The 23689-nt window shown below is 66.0% G+C and carries 20 protein-coding genes and 1 riboswitch; of the genes, 10 read left to right on the top strand and 10 right to left on the bottom strand.

The window, feature by feature from the left end:
- Positions 1-45 precede the first annotated feature (45 nt).
- Positions 46-495, top strand: coding sequence for a PA2169 family four-helix-bundle protein (locus tag AC6CIE_RS03470; RefSeq protein WP_175138322.1), 450 nt, complete (start codon positions 46-48; stop codon positions 493-495).
- 249 nt (positions 496-744) lie between these two features.
- Here AC6CIE_RS03470 and AC6CIE_RS03465 read toward each other — a convergent pair whose 3' ends face one another.
- Positions 745-1380, bottom strand: a complete 636-nt coding sequence (locus AC6CIE_RS03465; RefSeq protein WP_239216556.1) for a glycoside hydrolase family 19 protein — start codon at positions 1378-1380, stop codon at positions 745-747.
- 193 nt (positions 1381-1573) lie between these two features.
- Positions 1574-1706, top strand: a riboswitch (TPP riboswitch).
- Between the two features lie 31 nt (positions 1707-1737).
- On the opposite strand from AC6CIE_RS03465, the gene thiM reads away from it, so the two are divergent.
- Complete coding sequence (gene thiM / locus AC6CIE_RS03460; protein WP_498091160.1) at positions 1738-2553, top strand: hydroxyethylthiazole kinase; 816 nt, start codon at positions 1738-1740, stop codon at positions 2551-2553.
- Positions 2554-2627: 74 nt separating this feature from the next.
- Entirely contained in the window at positions 2628-4748 is a 2121-nt protein-coding gene (locus tag AC6CIE_RS03455) for a 5'-nucleotidase C-terminal domain-containing protein (RefSeq protein ID WP_498091158.1), read from the top strand.
- Positions 4749-4790: 42 nt separating this feature from the next.
- Here the strand turns inward: AC6CIE_RS03455 and AC6CIE_RS03450 are convergent, their stop codons facing one another.
- The 5 genes from AC6CIE_RS03450 to AC6CIE_RS03430 are packed head-to-tail and all read right to left on the bottom strand — an operon-like array spanning position 4791 to position 10562.
- Positions 4791-5549 (bottom strand): iron ABC transporter ATP-binding protein, encoded by a 759-nt coding sequence (locus tag AC6CIE_RS03450; protein WP_286899742.1) that lies wholly within the window; start codon positions 5547-5549, stop codon positions 4791-4793.
- Positions 5546-6523 (bottom strand): iron chelate uptake ABC transporter family permease subunit, encoded by a 978-nt coding sequence (locus tag AC6CIE_RS03445; protein WP_498091551.1) that lies wholly within the window; start codon positions 6521-6523, stop codon positions 5546-5548. Before AC6CIE_RS03445 ends, AC6CIE_RS03450 begins: the two co-directional genes overlap by 4 nt.
- Position 6524: 1 nt before the next feature.
- Entirely contained in the window at positions 6525-7517 is a 993-nt protein-coding gene (locus tag AC6CIE_RS03440; protein ID WP_498091156.1) for an ABC transporter permease, read from the bottom strand.
- A gap of 28 nt (positions 7518-7545) precedes the next feature.
- The gene (locus AC6CIE_RS03435; RefSeq protein WP_498091154.1) at positions 7546-8496 is read right to left on the bottom strand and encodes a siderophore ABC transporter substrate-binding protein; all 951 of its coding nucleotides are present in this window, start codon (positions 8494-8496) and stop codon (positions 7546-7548) included.
- Between the two features lie 44 nt (positions 8497-8540).
- The gene (locus AC6CIE_RS03430; RefSeq protein ID WP_498091152.1) at positions 8541-10562 is read right to left on the bottom strand and encodes a ligand-gated channel protein; all 2022 of its coding nucleotides are present in this window, start codon (positions 10560-10562) and stop codon (positions 8541-8543) included.
- Positions 10563-10772: 210 nt separating this feature from the next.
- Between AC6CIE_RS03430 and AC6CIE_RS03425 the strand changes: the two genes are divergently transcribed.
- A complete protein-coding gene (locus tag AC6CIE_RS03425) occupies positions 10773-11486 on the top strand; it encodes a response regulator transcription factor (protein WP_175138330.1) in 714 nt (237 codons plus the stop codon).
- Entirely contained in the window at positions 11486-12907 is a 1422-nt protein-coding gene (locus AC6CIE_RS03420; RefSeq protein ID WP_498091150.1) for an ATP-binding protein, read from the top strand. The genes AC6CIE_RS03425 and AC6CIE_RS03420 overlap by 1 nt, the downstream gene beginning before the upstream one ends.
- Positions 12908-12986: 79 nt before the next feature.
- Here the strand turns inward: AC6CIE_RS03420 and AC6CIE_RS03415 are convergent, their stop codons facing one another.
- From AC6CIE_RS03415 to AC6CIE_RS03405, 3 genes are all read right to left on the bottom strand, one after another.
- Positions 12987-13805, bottom strand: coding sequence for a TatD family hydrolase (locus AC6CIE_RS03415; protein ID WP_498091148.1), 819 nt, complete (start codon positions 13803-13805; stop codon positions 12987-12989).
- A gap of 80 nt (positions 13806-13885) precedes the next feature.
- Positions 13886-14599 carry an ABC transporter ATP-binding protein gene (locus AC6CIE_RS03410; RefSeq protein WP_498091146.1) on the bottom strand — a complete coding sequence of 238 codons (714 nt, stop codon included), beginning with the start codon at positions 14597-14599 and terminating at the stop codon, positions 13886-13888.
- Positions 14592-15872, bottom strand: coding sequence for a lipoprotein-releasing ABC transporter permease subunit (locus AC6CIE_RS03405; protein WP_056318935.1), 1281 nt, complete (start codon positions 15870-15872; stop codon positions 14592-14594). The genes AC6CIE_RS03410 and AC6CIE_RS03405 overlap by 8 nt, the downstream gene beginning before the upstream one ends.
- 130 nt (positions 15873-16002) lie before the next feature.
- On the opposite strand from AC6CIE_RS03405, the gene AC6CIE_RS03400 reads away from it, so the two are divergent.
- Together AC6CIE_RS03400 and recJ are read left to right on the top strand one after the other, a co-directional pair.
- Positions 16003-16953, top strand: a complete 951-nt coding sequence (locus AC6CIE_RS03400; RefSeq protein WP_498091144.1) for a hypothetical protein — start codon at positions 16003-16005, stop codon at positions 16951-16953.
- Positions 16935-18635: a single-stranded-DNA-specific exonuclease RecJ gene (gene recJ, locus AC6CIE_RS03395; protein WP_498091142.1), complete on the top strand. Its 1701-nt coding sequence runs from the start codon at positions 16935-16937 to the stop codon at positions 18633-18635. The genes AC6CIE_RS03400 and recJ overlap by 19 nt, the downstream gene beginning before the upstream one ends.
- Before the next feature lie 46 nt (positions 18636-18681).
- Here recJ and AC6CIE_RS03390 read toward each other — a convergent pair whose 3' ends face one another.
- Complete coding sequence (locus AC6CIE_RS03390) at positions 18682-19992, bottom strand: MFS transporter (RefSeq protein WP_218344246.1); 1311 nt, start codon at positions 19990-19992, stop codon at positions 18682-18684.
- 254 nt (positions 19993-20246) lie between these two features.
- Between AC6CIE_RS03390 and prfB the strand changes: the two genes are divergently transcribed.
- The 3 genes from prfB to lysS all read left to right on the top strand — a co-directional run bounded on the left by prfB (position 20247) and on the right by lysS (position 23684).
- Positions 20247-21351 (top strand): peptide chain release factor 2 gene (gene prfB, locus AC6CIE_RS03385; protein ID WP_175138336.1). Its coding sequence is split into 2 segments (ribosomal slippage): positions 20247-20327 and positions 20329-21351, totalling 1104 coding nucleotides; the frame shifts between segments, so codons are not numbered across the junction.
- 43 nt (positions 21352-21394) lie between these two features.
- Positions 21395-22150, top strand: a complete 756-nt coding sequence (locus AC6CIE_RS03380) for an SDR family oxidoreductase (RefSeq protein WP_218344247.1) — start codon at positions 21395-21397, stop codon at positions 22148-22150.
- A gap of 10 nt (positions 22151-22160) precedes the next feature.
- Positions 22161-23684: a lysine--tRNA ligase gene (lysS, locus tag AC6CIE_RS03375; protein ID WP_175123385.1), complete on the top strand. Its 1524-nt coding sequence runs from the start codon at positions 22161-22163 to the stop codon at positions 23682-23684.
- Positions 23685-23689: the final 5 nt, after the last annotated feature.

Below are 23689 nucleotides of genomic sequence, written 5' to 3'. Positions count from 1 at the left end.
CAGGCGGCCTGCGCCGCCTGTTCCTTCCAAACCAAGGAGACCAACATGGCTGAACATGTAATCAAGGTGCTGAACAATCTGATCGAGACGTCGAAGAACGGCGAAAAGGGCTTTGCCGCGGCCGCTGAAGACGCCAAGGCGCCCGAGATGCAGGAGCTGTTCCGCAACCGTTCGCGCGACTGCGCGGCCGGCGCCACGGAGTTGCAAACCCTGGTGACGCAACTGGGCGGCGAGCCCGAGGACAGCGGCACGGTGGCCGGCGCCATGCATCGTGGCTGGACGAACATCAAGGCGGCGGTATCCAGCCGCACCGACCTGACGCTGCTCGAGGAATGCGAGAAAGGCGAGGACGTGGCCAAGGCGGACTACGAAAAGGCGCTTAAAGAAACGCTGCCTGACAACGTGCGCGCTGTTGTCGAACGCCAATATCAGGGCGTGCTGCGCAACCACGACCAGATCCGCGATCTGCGCAATCGTTTCCGCGCCGCGACGTAAGCACCTCAAGCTGCAATACGCGTTGTATTGAAACCGCCCGCCCGTCGCACCCTGCGCCGGGCGGGCGTTGTATTGCATGGCTTCGGCTGCGTAAGCATGCCGGACTAATAATGCGCCGGCGCATGACGCGCATTTTCTTCAATGCGACCGCAAACCCTAGTCACGCTGGCCACACGCGACCTGACGATTCCGGATGGGCCGACTGCTGCCGAACAAGGCTATCCGAAGCGCCGACGCGGACCTGCGCCTTCACCGCATCAGCTCGGCATAAACCTGCTTGAACAACGCAAAACGATCCTTCAGACCCACCAGCCCGCCATTGATCCGCCGTGTGATCCTGGCGAAATCCTCCAGGTCATCGTCATGCGTACGGTCGTCCGCCAACTCATTCAGCCCGCGAGACTGCCAATACCACCCGGCGCTCAGCGCAGCCCATCTCGGATCGGACAGTAACTCGGGCGTTTCAAGCAAATTGACACCCATGGCGTCGCCGGCCGAGTCGTAATTGCTGCGCCCCGTCAGCTGGATGATGCCCCTGCCCCGATACCGGAAGCCGTCGTTGCTTTGCGCATCGCCATTGCCCATCCGGTTCGCATACACCAGATTCGCCAGTCCTTGCGGATTGTTCACATACGGCATGGCCGACGCCTCATCGGGAAATCGCTTTGGCCACACCTTGGTCAACCGCGCGGCAGTTGAGTAATTGAGGTTTTCCTCGATCCGGTTGTACTGGCCCGACTCATACCCCGTTTGCGCCAGAAAGCTGGCGATGCGATCCGGCGTTTCGATTTCGTATTTCTGAAATGCGGGAGCCAATGCGTCGGCCCACGCAGCGGGGGCTTTGCAGTTGGGAAAGATGCGTTGGAGTTGTTCTGCACTCAGCATGGCGGTCACCTGCTTGCATAGGGAGTCATGGCGCCCCGCCGATATCGTCGCGTGTGCGTTCATCACGGCGATCAGAGGCGGGTCAATGATTGTGAACCAGGCGTAGCACCCGCCAATACCTCAAATTGAGTATGCAAAGCGATCCGGCACGAATTGGCCGCTTGACACCTCCCCGGTTCCGCCGGGAACATACGCCATCCACCCGGGGAGCTTCGCCAAGAAGCTGAGAATCCGTTGGTCTGCCATTGCCATGGCAGACGATGCACGGCGACCCGTCGAACCTGATCCAGATAACGCTGGCGTAGGGATGGTGCGTGTGCCTCCGCATGCGCGTCCCACGCCCCGAGACCGCCCGGCATGACGCATCCCGACCTGCATTCCCTCGCCCACCAGTCTCAGGACCTGCTCGCCGCCGTCCGCCGCGACGCGCCGCTGGTGCAGTGCCTGACCAATTTCGTCTCCATGAACTACGCGGCCAATGCGGTGCTCGCCATCGGCGCATCGCCCGCGATGGTGCACGCCGAAGAAGAGGCGCCCGAGTTCGCCCGTTTCGCCGGCGCGGTGGTCATCAACATCGGCACGCTGTCTTCGCCTTGGCTGCGCAGCATGCTGTTGACCGCGCAAGCCGCGGCAGAAGCCGGCACCCCCTGGGTCCTGGATCCCGTGGCGCATCACGCCACCGCCTTTCGCCGCGATGCCATCCAACAACTGCTGGACCTTGAACCCGCCATCATCCGGGGCAACGCATCCGAGATCATCGCCTTGGCCGGCGGCCACAGCGCCGGCAAGGGCGTGGACGCCCGCGACGCCGTGGCGCAGGCCGAGCAGTCAGCCTACGACATCGCCGCGCGCCGCAAGACCGTGGTGGCGGTCACCGGCGAAGTCGATTACGTCACGGACGGCACGCGCGCGGTGCGCATTGCGGGCGGTTCGCCGCTGATGCCCCGCGTGACGGCCACCGGCTGCGCGCTCAGCGCCGTGGTCGGGGCCTTTGCCGCCGTATCGAAGGACGATCCCTATGTGGCGGCGGTGGCCGCCCTGTCGTGCTTTGGCATCGCGGGCGACCGCGCCGCGGTGCACGCCGACGGGCCGGGTTCTTTCGCCTGGCGGTTCCTGGATGCGCTGGCGGCGCTGGACGCGGATTGCCTGACTCGCGAATCCCCGCTTCGTTGATTTGACCCCGTGCATGTCACGGGTAGGTCACACACCGTCCCCAAAATTCCTCCCTTCAACACGGAGGAAAGACGGTGAAGCCAAACCTACGCAAGATCTTTGCAGTGACCGCCAGCTTTGCGCTGGTGGCCGGCCTGTCCGCCTGCGGCGGCGATGACGATGACGACGACACCACCGCGCCCGAGACCCCGCCGCAGGCCAGCGTGCCCCAAGGCACGACGCTGGACCTCGCGATCCTGGGCACGACCGACCTGCACGCCAATGTGCTGGGTTACGACTACTACAAGCTTGCCGAAGACAAGAGCTACGGCATGGACCGCACGGCCACGCTGATCGCCAACGCGCGCAAGCAGTATCCGAACACGCTGCTGCTGGACAACGGCGACACGGTGCAGGGCACGGCGCTGTCGGACTACCAGGCGCTGGTGTCGCCGGTGCAGTGTTCCGACATGATCGCGATCTACAAGCAGATGAAGCTGCTGTCGTACGACGCGGCCACGATGGGCAATCACGAGTTCAACTACGGCCTGCCCTATTTATCGCAGATCACCAATGTGGACTTCGGTCTGGCCGGCATCACCAAGGGCACGGCGCAGACCAACCCCGCGGGCGCCAAGGATTGCGCGGCGCCGGCGTTCCCGTTCGTGTCGGCCAACGTCGTCTCGGCGGCCTCCAAGCAGCCGATCTTCAAGCCTTATGTGCTGCTTGAAAAGACCTTCACCGCCACCGACAGCGCGGGCAAGTCCATCGACGTGCCGATCAAGGTGGGCGTGATCGGCTTCGCCCCGCCGCCGATCATGCAGTGGGACAAGGCGAATCTGGAAGGCCACGTGGAAGTCACGGGCTGGAAGGAGACCGCGGCGCGCTACGTGCCGGAAATGAAGGCTGCGGGCGCGGACCTGGTGGTGGCGCTGGCGCACGGCGGCATCGACCTGGCCACGCCCTACAGCCCGGACATGGAAAACGGCGCGGGCTATCTGAGCCAGGTGCCCGGCATCGACGCGCTCATCACGGGCCACCAGCATCTGCTGTTCCCCGACACGAACGAGAAATCGCAGTTCGCGGGGCAACCCGGTGTCGAGCTGGCAAAGGGCCTGATCAATGGCGTGCCGACCGTGCAGGCCGGCCAGTGGGGCAACAACCTCGGCCAGATCACGCTGAAGCTCGCGTATGACCAAGGCTGGAAGGTGCAAAAGGAGGCGACGCAGGTGCAGCGCATCTCCACGCGCCTGACCGCGCAAAGCGGATCCACGCCGGCGACCTACGTGGCGCCCGACGCGGCCGCACAGCAGCTGGTTCAAGCCGAGCACGCCGCGACGATCGACTACGTGAAGACGCCGATCGGCCAGAGCCAGTTCGACATGGCCACGTACTACGCGTTGGCCGGCGACGTGTCCGCGCTGCAGATCGTCAACATGGCGCAGATCGATTACCTGACGGACTACATCGCCAAGAACAGCCCGTCGTACGCGGGCCTGCCGATCCTGTCGGCCGCCGCGCCGTTCAAGGGCGGGCGCAACGGTCCCGGCGACTTCACGTATGTGAAGCAAGGCAACGTCGCGATCAACAACGCGGCCGACCTGTACCTGTACCCCAACACGCTGCAAGTCGTGCGGGTCAGCGGCGACATCGTGCGCCAATGGCTGGAAAAGACGGCCGAGCAGTTCAAGCAGATCGACCCCGCACAGGTCGCGCCGCAGGATCTGATCGACACCGGCTTTCCGACGTTCAACTTCGACGTGCTGTATGCGGCCGGCAATGCGCTGCAGTATGAAATCGACGTGACCAAGCCGAAGGGCTCGCGCATCACGGCGCTGACGTACAACGGCGCACCGCTGGATCTGAATGCGCAATTCCTGGTGGTGACCAACAACTACCGCGCCAGCGGTGGCGGCGACTTCCCCGGTCTGGCCGGTGGCAAGGGCGACATCGTGCTGCAGGCGCCGGACGCCAGCCGCGACGTGTTGATCAGCTACATCAAGAAGAACCCCACGCTCGACCTGGCCACCTACGGCCTGGACCGCAGCTGGCGTTTCGCGCAGGTCAGTTCGCTGGCCGGACCGGTGGTGTTTTCGTCGGTGCCGGGCACGCTGGCGATGGCCACGGCGCATGATGTGACCAACGTGTCGGTGTTTGATGCCACGCCTGATCCCGTGACGCAGCTGTCGCGTTACGCGATCGATCTGACGCAGTAAGCGGTTCGATCCGGCGGGCGCCCTGCAGTGGGACGCCCCGCCTCAGCGGTAGTACACGCAGATGCGCTTGCCGCCGATCTCGTGCACGTCGATCGGCAGTTCGTACAGATCGCTCAGCACGTCGGGCCGGATCAATTCCGCCGGCGTGCCGTGCCGGGCGATCCGCCCCTGCCGCATTGCCACGATGCGGTCCGCGTAGCTGGACGCAAAGTTGATGTCGTGCAGCACCAGCACCACCGTCTTGCCCAGTTCATCAGCCGCGCGCCGCAAGGTGCCCATCATGGCGACGGCATGCTTCATGTCCAGGCTGTTCAAGGGCTCGTCCAGCAGCACGTAGCGCGTGTCCTGGCACAGCACCATCGCCACGAACGCGCGCTGGCGCTGGCCGCCGGACATCTCGTCCAGATAGCGGTCCGCCAGCGGCTCCAGATTCAGGTACGCAATGGCCTGATCGATGTGGACCTTGTCATCCATCGTCAGCCGCCCGCCCGTGTGGGGGTAGCGGCCGAACGCCACCAGGTCTTTCACCGTCAGCCGCAGCGGCAGGTGGTTGTCCTGGCGCAGGATGGCCAGGCGCCGCGCCAGTTCCCGGCTGTCGGCGCGCGTGACGTCCAGGCCTTCCACCAGCACGCGGCCCGCGCTCATCGGCAGCAGCCGGCTCACCATGGACAGCAATGTCGACTTGCCCGCCCCGTTCGGCCCGATGATGGCGGTGACGCCGCCGGCCGGCAGGTCCAGGCTGACATCGTCGATCACGACGGTGTCGCCGTACTGCTTGCTGACGTTCTGGATTTCTATCATCGGCGCCCCCTGCGCAAGATCAGGACGAGAAACATCACGCCGCCCACGAATTCAATCACCACGCTGACCGTGGTGTTCAGCCCCAACACGCGCTCCAACAGCGTCTGGCCGCCTACCAGGAAGATGACGCTGAGCAGCGTCGCGGCCGGCACCGTGTACCGATGCCTGTCCGATCCCATGGCTTGGTACGCCAGGTTGCTGACCAGCAGACCAAAGAACGTCACGGGACCGACCAGCGCCGTCGAGACGGACACCAGCACCGCGATCGCCGCCAGGGTCACCATCAGCGTGCGGCGATAGTTCACGCCCAGGTTCAATGCCATATCGCGCCCCAGCGCCAGCACGTCGTAGCGCCGTCGCATGCGCCAGACGAAAAGCGACGCGGCGCAAACCGCCCCGAAAGCGATTGGCAGCAACTCCACGCGCACCGAATTGAAACTGGCGAACATGCGGTCCTGCAGCACCAGGAATTCATTCGGATCGATCAACCGCACGACGAAACTCGACAGGCTGCGAAACAGCAGTCCGAAGATGATGCCCACCAGCATCATCAAATGCAGGCTGCGCACGGCGTCGGAGAACAGCCAGCGGAACAGCAGGCACGCGAACGCCGTCATCGCGCACACTTCCAGCAGGAATGCGGCGACAGGATGATTGGCAGTCGCCGCCGCCTGCCCGAAGCCGAACACCACTACGGCCTGGATCAACAGGTATAGGGCGTCGAAGCCCATGATGGCGGGCGTAAGGATGCGGTTATGCGTGATGGTCTGAAACAGCACGGACGACACCGCCACCGCATACGCCACCAGCAGCATGGCCAGCAGCTTGCCGCCGCGGAAGGGAATGACGAACGACCAATGGCCATTTGCGCCCAGCGTCATGAAGGCAACGATGCAGAGCAGCGCACCGGCGCCCAGCGCGGTAAGACGCCATGTCTGCGGCGGGCGCGGGGCTATGCGGGAAGTCGAGGCGATTTCAGCCAAGGCGGTTCCTCCGCGTGCGCAGCAGCCACAGGAACAGGATGCTGCCCAGCACGCCCACCACCGTCCCGATGGGAATCTCGTAGGGGTGGATGACCAGCCGGCCGATGATGTCGCAGGCCAGCACGAACACGCCGCCCAGCAATGCCACCCAAGGAATGGCGCGTCGCATGTTGTCGCCCAGCAACAGGCTGACGGCATTGGGCACGATGAGGCCCAGGAACGGAATGCTGCCGGCCGTCACCACTACCACGGCCGAGATGGCGGAAACGATCAACAGGCCGACCAGCGTCAGCCGCGCATGGTTCAGTCCCAGGTTGGACGCGAACTCGCGGCCCATGCCCGCCACCGTATAACGGTCGGCGGCGGCATACGCAGCGCACGCCAGCGCAAAGCCGATCCACAGCAGTTCATATCTGCCACGCAGCACGCCGGAGAAGTCGCCGGTGGTCCACGCATGCAGGGACTGCAACAGGTCGAAGCGGTACGCCATGAAGGTGGTGACCGCCTGGATCACGCCGCCCAGGATCAATCCGATCAGCGGCACGATGAAGGGCGTGCGCAGCGGCACGCGGCGCAATAGCGTCAGAAACAGCAAGGTGCCCGCCAGCGCAAAACCCGTGGCCGTCAGCATCTTGCCGATGACGGACGTATCGGGCGCCAGCAAGGTGACGACCAGGATGCCGAGAGTGGCGGATTCGACGGTGCCGGCCGTCGTGGGCTCAACAAACCGGTTGCGCACCAGCATCTGCATGATGAGACCGGCGACGGCCAGCGCAGTGCCTGCCAGCAGCAGCGCAAGGGTGCGCGGGACGCGGCTGACCAGCAGCAGCCGCCACGCGCGCTCGCCCTCTTCGCCGCCGTTCCATAGCGCGGCCCAATGCATCTGGCCCGCGCCCAGGCTGATGCTGGCCACGCACAACAGCAGCAACACCACCACCACGGCCGTCAGGCCACCCCACCCGCTGATTGCGCGCCGCCAGTTCACCGGCAGCCCTTCCCGTCTTGCATGCTGCTTACTTTCCTTGCGACAGCGCCGCGGCGATCTGATCCACGTTCTGCTGCATGGCCGTCAGGCCCGCGCTGCCGAGCAGATACCAGTTGAAGCCGTTCAGGTAGACCACGCGCTGGTTCTTCCACGCCTTGGTCGGACGCACCAGTTCGTTGTCCAGCATGCGCTGCGCCGACACGCCTTCGCGGCCGATGGCGGCGTCGCGGTCAATCACGAACAGCCAGTCCGGATCGGTCTGGGCAATGAACTCGAACGAAATCGCCTGGCCGTGGTTGGACACGTTCAGGCCCGTCGCGGCGGGCTTGACGCCGAACGCGTCGTGGATCACGCCAAAGCGCGAGCCCGGACCGTAGGCGCTCATCTTGCCGCCGGTCGTCAGCACGATCAACGCGGTGCCCGCGTTGGCGGCCTTGCCTTTCAGCGACGCGATCGACGCGTCCAGCGCAGCCAGCTTTTCCTTGGCCTCGCCCTCTTTGCCATAAAGCGCAGCCAGCGTTTCGGTGTTGCGCCGGACGCTGCCCACCAGGTCCTTGGCATCGACCGTCAGGTCGACGGTGGGCGCGATCTTGGATAGCTCGTCATACTTGGGCGCCGAGCGGCCGGCCACAAAGATCACCTGCGGCGCGGCGGCGTGGATGACCTCGTAGTTGGGCTCGAACATCGTGCCCGCCTTCAGGTATCGCTTGTCGGCGAACTGGCTCAGTTGCGGCGGCAGCTTGGCGGCGCTGGGCACGCCCACCGGGTCCACGCCGAGCGTGTGCAGCGTGTCCAGCACGGCCAGATCCAGCACGATCGTCTTGGACGGATTGGCCGGCACCGCGGTTTCGCCGCGGGCGTGCTTGACCGGCGTGGTGGACTGCGCGGCGCACACGGCTGCCGCAGCGCTCAAGGCCAGTGCCACACCGGCCCGGGTTGCCCAGCGGCGGGCGGCGCCCGCCTGTTTTCCATTGTTCATGCAAACCTCTCTGTGGTGGGACGCCAAAGGCGCCCCGTCGAAACTCAGAACTTCACGCCCACGCCCAACCAGTAACGGCGGCCGTCTTCAACGTAGCCGAAGTCGTCATAGGCGACCTGCTTGTCGAACAGGTTGTAGATGCCGGCATACACCGACACGGTCTTGTTGACTGCGTACGAACCGCCCAGGTCCACGAACGTGTACGACGGCGCGACCAGCGCGTCCGACGACGGGCCCGTGGTCGGCTGGCTTTCGCGGCCGCGGAAGTTCACGCGGGCCCACGCCTGCAATGCGTCGGACGGCTGCCAATTCACCGTGGTCGTGAACAGGTGCTTAGGCAACTGGTTCAGCGGCTCGCCCTTGTACTGACCGGACTTCTGCTCGGACTTCGTGAAGGTGTAGCTGCTGGTCATCGACCAGTCCGCCGCCAGCGGCAGCTTCAGGCTGGCTTCCACGCCGCGCGACACCGCCTTGTCCACGTTCATATACGTAGTCGGATCGGAACCAAACTGGTTGGGACCGTCCGTGCACTGCGACAAGGGGCAAGCCACGCGGGTGATCTTGTCCTTGAAGTCGTTGTTGAACAGCGTGACGCCGGCGCTCATGCCTTCGCCGTCGTCATACAGCAGGCCGATTTCCTGGGTCACCGACTTTTCGGGCGTCAGGTCCGGGTTGCCGTACATGTTGCCGCCGCGGCTGGTCTGGCCCCAGCCGGCCACGGTCTGGCGCAGGTCCGGCGCGCGGAAGCCGGTGGACACGCCGCCCTTCAGGGTCCAGCGTTCGGCCATGTGCCACACGCCGTACAGGCGGGGGCTGAAGTGGCTGCCGAAATTCTCGTCCTCATCCATGCGCAGGCCCGTCGTGACGGCAAAGCTTTCGGTCAGGCGCCATTCGTCTTCGGCGAACAGTGCCCACTGATAGCGGTCCACCTTGCTCGGGCCGTTGGGCAACTGGTTGCCATTCTGGTCATGCAGACGCTGGCTGAGGTAGCTGCCGCCCAGCGTCAGCATGTGCGAACCCAGCGGCAACGACCAGCTGGTCTGCAGATCCACGTTCTTGATCTTCATCTGGCGCGAACGGTTGTCGAACTCTTCCTGCTGCACGTAGCTGTCGGACACGCCCCAGCCCCAGCGGCCGGTATGCGACAACGCCCACTTGCTGCTGCGGTAATCGGTTTCGGACGACGCCGGGCAGCCCGTGCGCGGGCACGCCGTGCCGGGCGGCAGCGGCTCGACCGTCTTGCCCAGGGTGTCCTGGAACTTCTGGCGCATCGTGGTCGCTTCCAGCACGATGTCGTGATCGCGGTTGGGCGTAAGCGCCAGCTTTGCGGTCACGCTTTCGGCGTTGCGCTTGCGGTAGCCGTTGTAGATGTTGTCTTCGTCGCGCTGCGTGGCCTGGCCGTAGATCTGCAAACCCAGCAGGTCGTTCTTGATCGGCCCGGCCAGGTAGAAGTTGCCCTGGTAGATGTCGCCTGACCTGCTGCTCTCCTGGATCGTCGTATCCATGCGGATTTCGCCGTGCCATTCGTCGGGCACCTTGCGCGTGATGATGTTGATCACCCCGCCCATGGCGTCCGACCCGTACAGCGACGACATCGGACCACGCACCACTTCAATGCGCTCGATGGCCGACAGCGGCGGCGTCCAGCCGCCCTCCACGCCCGTCGAGTCCGAGTTGGTGCGGGTTTCGCGCGAGCTCTGGCGCTTGCCGTCGATCAGGATCAGCGTGTACTTCGGCCCCATGCCGCGCAGGCTGATGTCCTGGCGATCGCCACCGCCCGTGACGATGACACCCGGCACTTCCACCAGCGCGTCGTTCAAGTCGCGGTAGAACTTCTTGTCCAGATCTTCACGGGTGATGACGCTGATCGAGGCCGGCGCATCCTGAATGCGTTGCTCGAAACCGCTGGCCGTCACGACCACCGTGTCCATCGTCGTGGTGGCGTCCGCGGCCTGCGCCCAGACGGCGGACGGCCCCAGGCCGAAACCCGCGGCGCACAAGGCGGCGGCCAGTTGCGTGCGCGACGCGGTGATGCGCTGGCCGGCGGCCAGATCTTTCCTGCTCATGATTCCAACTTCTCCCGTCCCCGGTTTGCACTGCGCCCCACGCGCCGCACTACCCGGCTCCCACTTATTAATGAAAACCATTCTCATATTAGAATTGGGGCTTGCAGCACGCCGCAACACGCTTTCCGCAACTTTTATCTTCTTTGCACTTCTTGACACTCCGGCGCGCAGCGTTCGGCCAAACTGCCGGATGCTCGACGCCCAACACGCATGCCTTTCACTCATTCAGCGGTGGCGCGCCGCATCCTGCTGATCGACGACGACGTCGAGCTGGCGCAGATGCTGCGCGAATACCTGGAACCCCATCAATGCCAGCTGACGCTGGCGCATACCGGCTCGCAAGGCTTGTCCTTGCTGGCGCAGGACGATTTCGACCTGGTGCTGCTTGATCTGATGCTGCCCGACGGCAATGGGCTGGACCTGCTCAAGCACTATCGCCAGCGCTCTCGCCGCCCGGTCATCATGTTCACCGCGCACGGCGGCGAGACCGACCGCGTGCTGGGTCTGGAGTTCGGCGCCGACGATTACCTGGCCAAGCCCTTCAGTCCGCGTGAACTCAAGGCGCGCGTCACGGCCGTGCTGCGCCGCTTTGAAGAAACGCCCGTCCCCGCCAGTCCGTCGCTGAGCCTGGGCGCCCTGTCGCTGGACCCGGCCACCGGCCGCGCGCGCATGGGCGCCGACGAAGTCATGCTGACCGGCGCCGAACAGCGCATCCTGGAAATCCTGATGCGCACGCCCGGCCAGGTGATTGCGCGCGACCAGATCGGCCTGTACGCGCTGGGCCGCGCCCCGGACCGCTACGACCGCAGCATTGACACGCACATCAGCAGCCTGCGCAAGAAGCTGCGCCTGGATCAACACGCCGACACGCTGTCCATCCGCAATCTGCGCGGCTTGGGCTACGTGCTGGCGGGCGCTGCGTGATGACGTTGCTGCCCGCCCGTTCGCTCTTCTGGCGCGCGTTCCTGACGTTCTGGGGCGCCATGGCGGTCATCCTGGTCTGCGGCATGGTGCTGACGGCGTCGGTGGCCTGGTACCGCTTCAATTCGCTGGATGGCCTGAATCCCGGCAACCTCACGCGCGACGCCGCGCAGGTCGCGCGCACGCAGGGCGCAGAAGGCCTGGAACGTTGGGTCCGCGCCATGGACGACAACTATTCGGCACTGAAGATCTACGTCCTGGACGCGCAGGACCAGGAGATCCTGGGCCGGCGCCTGCCCACGCGTCTGTATGACTGGCTGGTGGCATACCGCGCCGCGCCTGACCGGTCGCCGCAGTCCGACTATGTGCCGGCGGATCCCGCAGGTGAACGCGTGTCGTGGTGGGAGCCGCAGATCCTGATCCTGCCGGACGGCTCCGAACTGCTGATGTTGTTCCTGCCGTTCGACTCGTCGCGCTGGGAGGTGCTGGCGCTGTCACCCGTTGCGCTGGCGCTGCTGCTGTTCGCGCTGGCGGTGACTGCGCCCTTCTGCTGGGCATTGACGCGCCACATCACCGCGCCGCTGGCGCAATTGCGCGAGACCACGCACGTCCTGGCGGCTGGGCAACTGGATACACAAACACCGCCGAAGCTCGCCACGCGCCAGGACGAACTTGGCCTGCTGGCGCGCGACTTCGACGCGATGGCCGTGCGCCTGAAAGCGCTGGTCGATACGCGCGAACAACTGCTGCACAACGTGGCGCATGAACTCCGGTCACCGCTTGCGCGCCTGCGCCTGGCTTCCGAACTGGCGCGGCGCAACGACGAACGCCGGGATCTGCAGCTTGACCGCATCGAACGCGAATGCGAGCGGCTGGACGCCCTGGTGGGCAACACGCTGCGGCTCGCCCGCGTGGGTGCGTTGCCCGTGCCGACGGATCCGCTGAATCTGTCGGACGTGGTGGCCGGCGTCGTGGATGATGCGCGCTATGAGGCCGAGGGGCGGCATCTGCAGATCGATTGGGACACGCCCGCGCCGATCCTCATCGCTGGCGACCGCGCCAGCCTGGCCAGCGCCATCGAGAACGTGCTGCGCAACGCCCTGCGCTTTGCGCCTGCGCACAGCGTCATCCGTGTGCGGCTTCTGACGAGCGCCAGCGAAGCCAGCCTGGAGATCGAAGACCGCGGCCCGGGCGTCGCCACGCAGGAGCTGGCGTCGCTTTTCGAGCCGTTCTATCGCGCGGGCTCTGCCAGCGCCGCCAACACGCCAGGCGGCGGCGCGGGACTGGGTCTATCCATCGCGCAGGCCGCGATCGCCGCGCACAAAGGATCGATATCGGCCCGCAACGTCGCCCCGCATGGCTTGAGCGTGCGCATGGACCTGCCGCTGCTATCGGCCACCTCGGCGCGCCCTGCTGTGGGGTGACATCACGAACGGCGTGCCGCATCAGAACTTGATGACGGTGTTCCCATAACCCGAACTCAATGCCACGAATTCCGACGGGTCAATCCGCGTCGGCCAGTATCGCTGCCGGCAACCTCGGCAACACCCGCATCGCGTTCGCGGTGGTGGCGTGCGCCACCTGCGCCGGCGTGATGCCGCGCAGCTCCGCCAGGACTTGCGCGATCCGCGCCAATTCGCCGGGACGATTGCGCCGATCGGGCTCATGCAGCCAGGCGGGCGGAATGTCCGGCGCGTCGGTCTCCAGCACCAGATGCTCCAGCCCCACGTCCACCGCGTGACGGCGAATCTGCAGCGCCCGCTCGAACGTCATCGCGCCGCCCATCCCCAGCGCAAAACCGTGATCGATGAAAGCCTGCGCCTGCTGCGCGCTGCCATTGAACGCATGCGCGATGCCGCCGATACGCGGATGGCGGCGCAGGTACTTCAGCAGGATGTCCTGGGATTTGCGCACGTGCAGCAGCACGGGCAGGCCGAACTCCACGGCCATGTCCAGTTGCGCAGCGTAGAACCGTTCCTGACGTTCGCGCGGCGGGCCGGACGCGATCTCCGGCACGAAGAAGTCCAGCCCGATTTCGCCGATGGCGACAAAGCGCGGATCGCCCAGGGATTCCTTGATGGTCTGTCGAAGCACGTCCAGATCGCCGTCCTCGGCGCGCGCGACGTACAGCGGGTGGATGCCCAGCGCATACGCGCCGCCGGCGATGCTGGCGGCCAGGTCGCGCACGACCGCGAAATTGGCGCGCTCGATGGCAGGGATCACGATGGCCTGGACGTCCGCATGGGCGGCGTGGTCCGCGACCTCGGTGCGATCGGCATCGAATTCAGCGGCGTCCAGATGGCAATGGGTGTCGATGAGCATGGGCGAGTCCTCCTTATGCGGATTATCCGCCCCGCGGCCGTCGCGCGGACCCGCGCGGACGGCTTTCGCTGCGGACCGGGCTAGCCTGACACCAGGCGGCCGTTTTCCATCAGCAACTGACGGTCGGCGCGGGCGGCAAGCTCGGGATCGTGGGTGACGATCGCAAATGCCGTGCCCGACTCCTGGTTCACCCGCGTCAGCAGTTCGAACATGTTGTGGGCAGTGTGCCGGTCCAGGTTGCCCGTGGGCTCGTCCGCCAGCACGCACACCGGCCGCGTCACCAGCGCGCGCGCCAGCGCCACGCGCTGCCGTTCGCCGCCGGACAACTGGCCGGGAAAGTGCCCTTCCCGGGCGGAAAGGCCGACCAATCCGAGCACTTTTCGTGCCGCCTCGCGGGCCTTGTCGCGGTTCTCGCGGCGCACGATCAGCGGCATCGCCACGTTGTCCAGCGCCGAAAACTCGGCCAGCAGGTGGTGGAACTGGTAGACGAAGCCCAGGCTGCGGTTGCGCACCGCGCTTTTCTTGGACTCGGACAGCCCGATGCCCACCTGGCCGTCAACCGATACCGAGCCGCTGGTCGGGACGTCGAGCAGCCCCAGAATGTGCAGCAAAGTGCTTTTGCCGGACCCCGACGCGCCCACGATGGCGACCATCTCGCCGCGCGCGACGGACAGGCTGACATTGCTGAGCACTTCGATCCGGGCGGGGCCTTCGTCATAGACCTTGACGATGTTTTCGGCCTGCAGCGCCGGCGTCGTGCCGGACTGCGGTTTCTGCGTCGGGGTATCAATCATGGCGCAGCACCTGTGCGGGTTGCAGGCGCGAGGCGCGCCAGCTCGGATACAAGGTCGCCAGCAGCGACAGCACCAGCGAGGTCACGCCGATGGTGACGATGTCGCCCACTTGCGGATCGGACGGCAGCGCGCTGATGAAGTAGATTTCGCGCGGCAGGAAATGCACGCCCAGCATGCGTTCGATGAACGGCACGATCACGTCCACGTTGTACGCAATGGCGATGCCGCCGGCCACGCCCAGCAAGGTGCCGATCACGCCGATCAGCGCACCTTGCACCAGGAAGATGCGGGCCACTTCGCCGGGACCCGCGCCCAGCGTGCGCAGGATGGCGATGTCGGATTGCTTGTCCTTGACGGCCATGACCAGCGAGGACAGCAGGTTGAACGCCGCCACGGCCACGATCAGCGCCAGGATCAGGAACATCATGCGCTTTTCGGTCTGGACCGCGGCGAACCACGTGCGGTTGTTGCGCGACCAGTCGCTGGCCATGACATACGGCGGCAGGACGTTGCGCAGTTCGGCCGCCACTTCGGGGGCTTTCTGCATGTCGGCAATGCGCAGACGCACGCCGGCGGTGCCGCTTTCGCGGAAGACGCGCGCCGCATCTTCGTTGTCCACGAACGCCAGCGAAGAATCGTATTCGTAGTGGCCCGACGAGAACACGCCCACCACGGTGAACTGGCGCATGCGCGGGGCAAACCCGGCCGGGCTGATCGAGCCCTGCGGCGCCATCATCAGCAGCGTGTCGCCGACCTTGACGCCCATGCCGTCGGCCAGCTCGTTGCCCAGCACGACGCCGAAGCCGCCGGGTTTCAGGTCGGTCAGCTTGCCCGACACCATCTGGCGCGGCAGGTCCGACACGTTGCCCTCGGTGGCGGGGTCGATGCCCCGCACCTGCACGCCACGCAACGCCTGCCCCCGGACCAGCATGCCCTGCGCTGCCACGAAGGGCGCGCCGGCCTTGACCTCGGGATTGCGCTCGGCGGCGGTGGCGAACTGCTGCCACTGCTCAAGCACCCGTTCGGGCGATGCGCCGGGAAGATAGAGTTCGATGTGCGGCAGCACCGACAACATGCGGTCGCGCACTTCTTTCTGGAACCCGTTCATCACGGACAGCACCACGATCAGGGCGGCGACGCCCAGCGCGATGCCCGCCATGGAACTGGCGGCGATGAAGGAGATGAAGCGATCGCGGCGGCCGCGTCGCTGGCGGATCCGGGCAAGCCCCGCATAGCGGGCGCCGATCCATAGTTCGTAGGGTATTTTCAGCACGTGCGCATTATTGCATTAACCGCCCGTAAATCGCCCCGCGGATGTGCGGATCCTAGACCAGGCGTGACAACGTATGGCAGTTGGCCGCGGCGCTAAGTTCCCCATCCCGGCGCGGACTACAATCGCCGCCATGCTGATCGTCATTCCGGGCGCCTTGCCCGCCCTTCCCGTCGCCGCCGAACTGGCCAAGCTTCTGCCCGAGCGCGCGCCCACCCTGCACGGCTGGCTACAGGCTGCGACCGCTCGTCCCCAGGCCTACGACCTGCGCGCCCACGGTTGCACCGCCTTCGAATCGTGGCAGCTGGAGCGCGCCGGGTATGCGCCCGAACCTGGCCTGCTGCAAAGCGCCGGGCTCGGCCCGCTGCTGGCCGGGCAACAATCCCACACACTGGCTGACGAACCCGTCTGGCTATGCGAACTGGTCCATCTTGCGCTGGGCGCGGATCAGGCGTCGCTGCTGGATCCGGATTCGATGGACCTGACCGAATCGGAAACGGCCGCCCTGCTCGACACTGCGCGCCCTATCTTCGAAGGCACCGGATTCTCGGTCGAGCCGCTGTCGCCGCAGCGCTGGCGCCTGCGCCTGCCGGCGGACCTGCGCCCCCAGACCGCCAGTCCGTTGGCCGTAGCCGGAAAGCGCCTGAACGACTGGTGGCGCCAGGATGCCGAAACGCGCCCGTGGCGGCGCCTGCTGAACGAAATCCAGATGGCGTGGCACGAACACCCGGTCAACGACGTCCGGGCCGCCCGCGGCCTGCCGCCCGTCAACGCGCTGTGGCTGTATGGCGGCGGCACGCCCTGGACGGCGGCGCCCGCCGGCCCGGCGCAAGTCTTGACGCAACTGGACGCGCCGCAACGCGCCGGCGACTGGGCCGCGTGGCTCGACGCGCTGACCGAACTCGATGCGCAGCATCTGCGTCCGCTGGCCGCCGCCAAAGGCCTGCCCGCCACGCCGGTGCAACTGCTGCTGCTGGGCGATGACCGCAAGGCCGCCCTTGACCTGAAACCGCGCGGGGGGCTGCTTGGCTTGCTGCCCGCGCCCAAGAAGAACTGGAGCGCCTGGTGGTCTCACCCCGCTTAACCATCCGTCCGGCCGACCTGGCCGCCTGCCACGTCCTCGAATCCTCCGGCATCCACCCCCTGCTGGCCCGCCTGTGGGCCGCGCGCGGCGTGACGCATCCGGACCAGACCCGCCTCGCCTGGCCGTCCTTGCTGCCGCCGGCTGGATTGACCCATTCGGCCCACGCGGCCGCCGTCCTGGCCGACGCCATCCAGGCCGGCAAAAAGCTGCTGATCGTGGCCGACTACGATTGCGACGGCGCCACCGCCTGCGCCGTCGGCCTGCGCGCGCTGTCCGCAATGGGCGCCGACGTCGACTTCCTGGTGCCTAATCGTTTCGAGACCGGGTACGGCCTTTCCCCGGCCGTGGTCGAACTGGCCTGCCGCCACCGCGCGGGCAAGCCCGACATCATCATCACGGTCGACAACGGCATCGCCAGCGTCGACGGCGTGGCCGCGGCCAATGACGCCGGCATCGGCGTGGTCATCACCGACCACCACCTGCCCGGCGACACCCTGCCGGACGCGCTGGCCATCGTGAACCCCAACCAGCCCGGCTGCGGCTTTCCGTCCAAGAACCTGGCCGGCGTGGGCGTCATCTTCTACATGATGCTGGCGCTTCGCGCCGAACTGCGCCGCCGCGGCGTCTACGCGCCGGACGGCGGACCGCGCCTGGACGCGCTGTCCGACCTGGTTGCGCTGGGCACGGTGGCTGACGTCGTCAAACTGGACGCCAACAATCGCCTCCTGGTCACGCAGGGCCTGCAGCGCATGCGCAGCGGCCGTCTGCAACCTGGGCTGCGCGCGCTCTTTGCCGTCGCCGGCCGCGAGCCGCGCAGCGCCAATGGCTTCGACCTGGGCTTTGCGCTCGGACCGCGCATCAACGCCGCGGGCCGCCTGGCGGACATGAGCCTGGGCATCGCCTGCCTGACCACGGACGACGAGGCGCAGGCGCTGGAAATGGCGCGCGAGCTGGACAACATCAACCGCGAACGCCGCACGATCGAAGCCGAGATGCGCGAGCAGGCGCTGGCCGCCATGGAAGCGCCCGATGCCACCGCCGGCGCCACCGTCTGCGTGTTCGACCCGGGCTGGCACCAGGGCGTCGTGGGGCTGGTCGCCTCACGCCTGAAAGAGAAATTCTGGCGCCCCACCCTCGCCTTCGCGCCGGCCGGCGACGACGAGATTCGCGGCTCCGGCCGTTCGATCCCGGACGTGCACCTGCGCGATGCGCTGGACCTCGTGTCCAAGCGCCATCCCAACCTGATCCGCAAGTTCGGCGGCCACGCCATGGCGGCCGGCCTGACGCTGGGCAAGTCCGATTTCCCGGCCTTCGCCCCCGCCTTCGACGCCGCCGTGCGCGAGTTGACCGGACGCGATTCCTTCGAGCCCGTCATCGAAACCGACGGCTCGCTGGAAACCGGCTACGCCAACGCCGACGTGGCCGGGATGCTGCAACAGCAGGTCTGGGGCGCAGGCTTTGCCGCCCCCCTGTTCCTGGACGAGTTTGTCGTGCGCAACCAGCGTCTGGTCGGCGAAAAGCACCTGAAGCTGTCCCTGGAACGCGGCCACCAACGTTTCGACGCCATCTGGTTCGGCCACGACCAGTCCCTGCCGGAACGCATCCAGGCGGCGTACCGCCTGGAACAGAACGTGTGGAACGGGATGGTGTCGGTGCAGCTGGTGATCGAACACGCCGGATAATGCGCGACGGTGTCTGACGCCCATAAGACACCGTCCGCCAGCGGTCTTATTTGTTCACCAGCTTCGCCGGCTGCGCCAGCGCCACCAGCGCACCCACCACCAGGCAGCCGGCCAGCATGTACAGCCCGGTGTTCGTCGTCCCGGTCATATCCTTCAGCCAGCCCACCAGATACGGGCTGACAAAGCCGGCCAGGTTCCCCACCGAATTGATCAGCGCGATCCCCGCGGCGGCGGCCGTGCCGCCCAGGAGCGCCGTCGGCAGGCTCCAGAACAGCGGCAGCACCGTGCAGATGCCGATGTTGGCCACCGTCAGCGCCAGAATCGCCAGCACGGTGTTACCGCTCCACACCGCCGACAGGAACAGCCCCACCGCGCCGAACAGCGCAGGCAAGGCCACGTGCCAGCGGCGCTCGCGCTGCCGGTCGGAATTGCGCGAGATCAGGATCATGCCGATCACGGCGAACAGGTTGGGCACCGCCGTCAGCAGGCCAATCGCCAGCGGGCTCTGCACCCCGGTGTTCTTGATGAGGCTCGGCATCCAGAACCCCACGCCGTACAGGCCCATCACGAACGAAAAATAGATCAGCGCCATCGCCCACACGCGCGGCTTGGTCAGCGCGGCGCGGATCGGCGGATCCTCTTTCTGCTGCTCCTCGGCCGCGATATTGCGGATCAGCACGGCCTTTTCATTGGCCGTCAGCCACTTGGCCTTGTTGATGCGGTCGTCCAGATAGATCAGCACCAGCACGCCGATCACCACCGACGGAATCCCCTCCAGCAGGAACAGCCATTGCCAGCCCGACAGGCCGTGGTCACCGTGGAAAGTCGCCATGATCCATCCCGAGATCGGGCCGCCAATCAGGCCGGACATGGGCACCGCGGTCATGAAGAACGTCGTGATGCGGCCGCGCCGGGCGGCCGGATACCAGTAAGTCAGGTACAGGATGATGCCGGGAAAGAACCCGGCCTCGGCCGCGCCCAGCAGAAAGCGCAGCAGATAGAACATATGCACGCTGGTCACGAACATCATGCAGGCCGAAATGATGCCCCACGTGATCATGATCCGGGCGATCCAGATCCGCGCCCCCACCTTGTGCAGGATGATGTTGCTGGGAATCTCGAAGATGAAATAGCCGATGAAGAAAATCCCGGCGCCCAGCCCGTACACCGTCTCGCTGAACTGCAGTTCCTGCAGCATCTGCAGCTTGGCGAACCCCACGTTGACGCGGTCCAGGTACGCCACCACATAGCAGACTACCAACAGCGGCACCAGCCGCCAGCCCACCTTGCGGTAGATCCGGTCCTCTTCGCTGGCGTCAAGCGCCGGCGAGACCCCGGGGGTCATCGTGTTTTCCATCTCTGTCTCCATTCCTCTGGCGGGATAGGCCGGCGCGGGGCCGGCGTTTTCGGGGTCGGCGGTCCCAAACGGGGACATCGCAGCCACCCGCCAAGGCTAGAGCCGTCGGGTTGACAAAAAACTGAACAACTTGGAACCGCGCCACCGGGCGGCCGAAATCGGGCCCGTCCTCCATCTGCCGCCGTGCGCCCGCGCAGTCGGTCCAACCACGGTAAAATGCCAGGTTTCGCACAAAAGTCATCACAGGATCAATCATGGAAGCCGAACGTCAGAACCAGCTCGCAGCCCGCCTCGCCGACTACGCGGAGCGCGAACAGGCTCTACGGAGGTATCTTTGACTACGATGCCAAAGCTGAACGCCTCCAGGTCGTAAACGCCGAGCTCGAAGACCCGGCCGTCTGGAACGACCCCAAGCACGCCCAGGACCTGGGCCGTGAAAAGAAATCGCTCGAGGACGTGGTGGAAACACTGACGAGCCTGGGCGCCGGCGTGGCCGATTCCCAGGAACTCTTCGAAATGGCCGCCGCCGACGATGACGGCGACACGCTCGAAGCGATCGAACTGGACGCCAACGCCTTCCAGGAAAAGCTCGAAGCCCTGGAATTCCGCCGCATGTTCTCCAATCCGGCCGATCCCCTGAACTGCTTCCTGGACATCCAGGCGGGCGCGGGCGGCACGGAAGCGCAGGACTGGGCGTCGATGCTGCTGCGCCAGTACCTCAAGTACGCCGAACGCAAGGGCTTCAAGGCCGAGATCCTTGAAGAATCCGACGGTGAAGTCGCGGGCATCAAGTCGGCCACGATCAAGATCGAAGGCGACTACGCCTTCGGCTACCTGCGCACCGAAACCGGCGTGCACCGCCTGGTCCGCAAGAGCCCCTTCGACTCCTCGGGCGGCCGCCACACGTCGTTCGCCAGCGTTTTCGTGTACCCGGAAGTCGACGATTCCTTCGAAGTCGAAGTGAACCCCGCCGACCTGCGCGTCGACACCTACCGCGCCTCGGGCGCGGGCGGCCAGCACATCAACAAGACCGACTCGGCCGTGCGTCTGACGCACATCCCCACCGGCATCGTCGTGCAGTGCCAGAACGACCGTTCGCAGCACCGCAACCGTGCCGAAGCCATGCAGATGCTGAAGTCCAAGCTCTACGAACTGGAAATGCGCAACCGCATGGCCGAGCAGCAGAAGCTGGAAGACTCAAAGACCGACGTGGGCTGGGGCCATCAGATCCGCTCGTACGTGCTGGACCAGAGCCGCATCAAGGACCTGCGCACGAACGTCGAAATCTCCAACACGCAGAAGGTGCTGGACGGCGACCTGGATCCCTTCATCCAGGCCAGCCTGAAGCAAAACGTCTAAGTTCCGCGATTCTTCCCGCTTTCACGCACCCAGAGGTCCACGAATGTCCGACACCATTGCAATTCTCACCGGCGCTTCGCGCGGCATCGGCGCCGCCATGGCGCGCGGCCTGGTCAAACCCGGCACCCGCCTCATCACGCTGGCGCGCCGCGAAGACCCCGAGCTCGCCGCCCACGCGCGCTCGCAGGATGTGCAGCTGGAACAACTGTCCGTGGACCTCTCGGACCTGAAAGCGGCCGAATCCGCGGCTGAACGCATCTGCGCCGCGCTCCCGCGCGACGCCAAGCGCTATCTGTTGATCAACAACGCTGGCACGGTGCATCCCGTGGCGCGCACCGACGAACTCACCGACGGCGCGGCCATCACCGCCGCCTTCAACCTGAACGTCACCGCCGTCATGCTGCTCACGGCGCGCTTCCTCGCCGCCGTCGCCGACATCAAGGCCGACCGCCGCGTGCTGAACATCTCCTCCGGCGCGGGCCGCAACCCGAACGCGGGCTGGGGCGTGTACTGCGCCACCAAGGCCGCGCTCGACATGCACGCCCGCGTCGTCAAGCAGGAACAAGGCGCCGACGGCGCGCGCATCGTCGCGCTGGCCCCCGGCATCGTCGACACCGACATGCAGGCCGCCATCCGTGCCAGCTCCGTCGAAAGCTTCCCCGCGCTGGCCAAGTTCCAGGACTTCCATGCCACCGGCAAGCTGTCCTCGCCCGCCAACGTAGCCTCCCGCATCCTCGCCTACCTGGATCGCGAAGATTTCGGCACGACCGAAATCGACGACATCCGCAATTACGACTGATCCCCCGACCATGACCGACCACTCGACCACTCCGGCTCCCGCCCAGGATGAAAACCGCTTGATCGCCGAACGGCGCGCCAAGCTGGCCAAACTGCGCGAAACCGGGGTCGCGTACCCCAACGATTTCGTCCCGGACGCCCGCGCCGCGGCCTTGCATGACAAGTACGACGGCGAGGAGCAGGAAGCCCTGGCCGCCGCCGCCGTCACCGTCAAGGTCGCCGGCCGCATGATGCTCAAGCGCGTCATGGGCAAGGCCAGCTTCGCCACGCTGCAGGACAGCACCGGCCGCATCCAGATCTACCTGGACCGCGGCACGCTCGGCGAAGACGTCTACGCCGCGTTCAAGCAATGGGACATCGGCGACATCATCGCGATCGAAGGGTCGGTCTTCAAGACCAACAAGGGTGAACTGTCGGTGCACGCCGCGTCCGCGCGCCTCCTGTCCAAGTCGCTGCGCCCCCTGCCCGACAAGTTCCACGGCGTTGCCGACCAGGAACTGCGCTACCGCCAGCGCTATGTCGACCTCATCATGACCGACGCCACGCGCCGCACGTTTGAAGCGCGCAGCAAGGCCGTGGGCAGCATCCGCCAGTTCATGCTGAACGCGGGCTTCCTCGAAGTCGAAACGCCCATGCTGCACCCGATCCCGGGCGGCGCGGCGGCCAAGCCCTTCGTCACGCACCACAATGCGCTGGACATGGAAATGTTCCTGCGCATCGCGCCCGAGCTCTACCTCAAGCGCCTGATCGTCGGCGGCTTTGAACGCGTGTTCGAAGTCAACCGCAACTTCCGCAACGAAGGCGTCAGCCCGCGTCACAACCCCGAATTCACGATGATGGAGTTCTACGCAGCCTTCGCGGACTACCGCTGGCTCATGGACTTCACCGAAGAACTGATCCGCCAGGCCGCCATCTCGGCCAGCGGCAGCGCCGTCCTGACCTACCAGGAACGCGAGCTTGACCTGTCCAAGCCCTTCGACCGCCTGACCATCTGCGAAGCCATCCTCAAGTACGCCGACGGCTACACGCAGGCCCAGTTGGATGACCCGGCGTTCGTGCGCGCCGAACTGAAGAAGCTGGGCGCGGACGCCGACGGCCCAGTGCTTTCGCGCGCCGGGCTGGGCGCACTGCAACTGGCGCTGTTCGAAGAGACCGCCGAAGCCAAGCTCTGGAACCCCACCTACATCATCGACTACCCGGTCGAAGTCTCGCCGCTGGCGCGCGCCTCCGATACCCGCGAAGGCATCACCGAGCGCTTCGAACTCTTCATGACCGGCCGCGAAATCGCCAACGGCTTCTCGGAGTTGAACGACCCCGAAGACCAGGCCGAGCGCTTCCGCTCGCAGGTCGAAGCCAAGGACGCCGGCGACGAGGAAGCCATGTTCTATGACGCGGACTACATCCGCGCCCTGGAATACGGCATGCCCCCGACGGGCGGTTGCGGTATCGGCATCGACCGCCTGGTCATGCTGCTGACCGACAGCCCCAGCATCCGCGACGTCATCCTCTTCCCGCACCTGCGCCGTGAAGACTGATCCCC

This window comes from Achromobacter sp. GQ309 (assembly GCF_059759315.1).
The sequence above is the reverse complement of the archived record's forward strand: the minus strand, read 5'-3'. Positions and strand labels throughout refer to the sequence as shown.